Origin of the sequence: Burkholderia alba, assembly GCF_034721475.1 — a bacterium.
GTDB classification, from domain to species: Bacteria; Pseudomonadota; Gammaproteobacteria; order Burkholderiales; family Burkholderiaceae; genus Burkholderia; species Burkholderia alba.
The window spans coordinates 1-3,404 of sequence record NZ_JAWJWL010000098.1 but is presented as its reverse complement, the minus strand read 5'-3'; the positions used below and the strand labels follow the sequence as shown (position 1 = coordinate 3,404).

General features: G+C 64.3%; 3 protein-coding genes. All 3 read right to left on the bottom strand.

Going from position 1 to position 3,404, the window contains the following annotated elements:
- Window positions 1-109: 109 nt before the first annotated feature.
- The 3 genes from RZR99_RS32385 to istA are packed head-to-tail and all read right to left on the bottom strand — an operon-like array spanning window position 110 to window position 2,602.
- The gene (locus tag RZR99_RS32385; protein ID WP_323123770.1) at window positions 110-328 is read right to left on the bottom strand and encodes a hypothetical protein; all 219 of its coding nucleotides are present in this window, start codon (window positions 326-328) and stop codon (window positions 110-112) included.
- Window positions 325-1,125, bottom strand: coding sequence for an IS21-like element helper ATPase IstB (gene istB, locus RZR99_RS32380; RefSeq protein ID WP_323123769.1), 801 nt, complete (start codon window positions 1,123-1,125; stop codon window positions 325-327). The genes RZR99_RS32385 and istB overlap by 4 nt, the downstream gene beginning before the upstream one ends.
- Entirely contained in the window at window positions 1,085-2,602 is a 1,518-nt protein-coding gene (gene istA / locus RZR99_RS32375; protein ID WP_323123768.1) for an IS21 family transposase, read from the bottom strand. Before istA ends, istB begins: the two co-directional genes overlap by 41 nt.
- Between the last annotated feature and the right edge of the window lie 802 nt (window positions 2,603-3,404).

Here is a 3,404-nt window from a genome sequence, read left to right as displayed (position 1 = left end):
TGTTGACGGCGACGTAAAAGCGCGGGTAAATGACGACGGAAGGTTGAGAGAGTTGCTCAACGAACAAGGGGCCGTGAGGCCCCATGTTGTTCGTAACGATGAGAGAGAATCAGAACGGATCGAGCGGATCCGGCGTGGCAGTGACGGGCGGCACCGGTGCACGTTGCTGGCGCAGTTGCGCGTGTAGCTGGTCACCGTAGACGTTACCGATCACGGTGAGCAGATCGTCGAGCAGTTCGTACACGGCCAGCGCCTGCTCTGGCGTCCAGTCGTCAGGCAGCACGAACGGCAATCCGTGCCGGCGTCCCGAAGGAAGCACGGGTTTCATGGCTCGGCGTCCGGACGAGAGGATTTCTTCGTGCCGCGCCGCTGCGCCCGTGCTTCGCTGTTCTCCTGGGCCTCCTTGAGGCGGTAGGATTCGCCCTCGATCGAAATCACCTCGGAGCGGTGGACCAGGCGATCGATCAGCGAGACCACGCAAGCAGCATTCGGGAACACGTCCGACCATTCCTTGAACGGCTTGTTGGTCGTCACGATGGTCGAGCGTTTTTCGTAACGACGGCTCACGATCTCGAACAACAGGTCAGCGTGGCGGTTCGAGTAGGACAGGTAGCCAACCTCGTCGATCAGCAGAACATCCGGCGACGTATAGTAGTGCAGCCGGCGGCGCAGCGCGGAATCGCTGTCGAGCGCTGCCAGCTCGCCGAGCATCGCGCCGGCCGAGCAGAACATGACCCGGCTGCCGGCAATCAGCGCCTGATGCGCCACGTTCAGGGCGAGCGTCGATTTGCCTACGCCGTTGGGTCCGGTGAACACGATATTGGTGGCGGTCTCGAGGAAGCCGAGCGACATCAGTTCCTCGACGGCCATCCGGTCGATGCGCTTGGGCCAGCCCCAGTCGAAGTCGGCCAGCACCTTGAACTTGCCGAGTTTGGAGCTGCGGATGCGCCGTTGCAGCGAGCGATTGGTGCGCTCGGCTTCCTCCCAACGCACTAGGGATTCGACCCACGGGGCGCCAACGGCTTCGCTCCAGTGCTTGGCAAGGCCATTCAGGCGCAGCGCCTTGACGCGCTCGTACAGCAGATCAGCAGGATTCGGGATTGGGTTCGGTATCGGTGTCGTCATCACGGTTTCCAGAGCTTAGTTGGTCGTAGGTATCGAGGCGGTGTGGCTGCACCGGGCTGTCCTTGTTGCGTACGTGTTCGGGCAGGTTGATCTCGACAGGCGGCGGCGCCCCACGCGCGATGCGCCGTCGTTCGAGCACGAGGCGCACCGTATTCGAATGCGGGGAGCCGGTGCGCAGCGCCTCCTCGACCGCGCCCCGGACCTCGGCCGCGCCGTACCGGTCGAGCAGACGCAGCAGCGCAGTGGTGATCGCGCCGCACTCGGCGGCCCGCACGAGCAGCACCTGGCAGATCGGCACGGCTTTGGTCAACCCGTCGACGCCGCGGTGTTGACGGGCGGCACGCTTGAACGACTTGAGCGTCTGGATGTGCGCCGGGTCTTCGATTTGCGCGCCGCGGTCGTAGCTGCGCCGGTGACTGGCGATCATCTCGGCGCCGTCGAACACGCGAACCTGATCCGAATCGGCGCGGATCGTCAGCGTGCGGCGCACGTGGCGATGGGGAACCGAGTAGTCGTTCAGATCGAAGCGCGCGTACGGCGTCTTGCCGACCGTGACGGCGAGTTGCTCTTCGACGGGATACGGGTTGTCGGGTAATGGCAGCAGGAACGGCTGCTCGCGAGCCAATGCCTCGCGCACCGTCATTTCGCGATCCTCGGGGCACGGCCGATCGGCAGCCTGGCCGCGGCACCAGCGTTCGGCTTGCACGTTCAGATCGGCGAGGTCGGTGAACGTGCGCGCCGCAAAGAAGGCTTCGCGGATATGCCGAATCGCGCGCTCGACCCGCCCCTTCTCGTTTCCCCGGGCAGGCGCCACCGGACGCGGCTCGAACCGATAGTGGCCAGCGAACGCGAGCAGCGTCGGGTGGAAGCGAATCGCATCGCCCTGGCGCTCGAGTACAGCGGACTTCAGGTTGTCGTACAGCAGAACCTTGGGCAGTCCGCACCAGGTGTTGAACGCGCCGATGTGCCCGCGCAGGAAGTTTTCCATGCGCGCATCAAGGAAGAAACGCAGATAGATGTCGCGCGAGTAGGACAGGACCATCACGAACGCCATCAGCGGTCGGCGGGCACGGCCGATCTCGAGGTGACCGAAGTGCCCCCAGTCGACCTGGGCCTGCTCGCCGGGCAAGGTGCGCAACCGCAGGAAGGCCTCGGCTGGCCGCCGCGGTCGATGCAGGGACACCAGATGCCGGAAGTGATGGGCCGAGCCGCGATAGCCACGCCCGCGCACCATCTCGTACAGGCGGCTGGCGGTCAGCGAAGGGAATTTCTCCAACGTCTGCAATACGAACGGCAGATAGGGATCGATCATCGTCCCACGCAATGGCTTACCGTGCCGCGGTAACCCAGCCTGAACCAGCACGCGCGACACCGTGGTGTGATGGACGTGCAACTGCCGCGCAATGGTATTGCAGCGCCACTTCTCCACGTGATACAGGCGCAGGATCTGCGCCACCAGGTCAACTGAGATCGTCATGAGGTATCTCCGGAGCCAAGGGAACGGGCATCACGTCCTCGACGCCGGACAAAGTCGTGTCGCACAAACGGCGACAGCGACCGACCGCAATGCGCACACTGGAAAGCGCGGGATGTCGCCGCACTTTTGACGACGTTTTCCACCGCGATGGCGACATCGTTCGAGGACGACTGCAGTACATCATTCGCGAGCGGCGCAGGTGAACACTGATGCGTCACTTTCTGTCGGCGATCACGGTATCGGGCCTGCCGGAGGGCATGAACCATACGACCGCAGCGACTATCCTGATAGCGGCGACCAGCCTCAAGCACACGCTCGCGCCGCGTCGAACGGGCGCATTCGCGAGTGCAAAAGCGCTGGCCGCGATCGCAGGGTTTGCAGATGACAACCTGGGCGCGACAGCGCGCGCAAAGGTAAAGGCGGCCCGTGGCCTCGGACATCGGCGGTTCCCGGGAAACGCCGAAGAAACGGAGTCGAACGAAGTCGACGCGACGCGTGGGCGGTGCAATACTCGGGCCACACGAGTCTCCCGACCACGCCGATGGGCGGGTCTACGGGTCCAGTGGAGGTGCGGCACCGGACTAACTTGCCGGTCGGGACGGCGTCGCACCTGCTGTTTCCTCGGTGCACCGCCGTTTTATCACATCCCGCCCCAGTATTCGGAGCGCCAGCCGCGCGCGTTTCCGCTCGCCCTCCGGGCTCCCGGCTACGCGCGCACCATCAACCCCATTTCTGTATCAGGGCGAATTGTCGTCGTTTGCTCTCGCCGCCAGATTTGCGCGCTTTTAGATCGCCATCGACA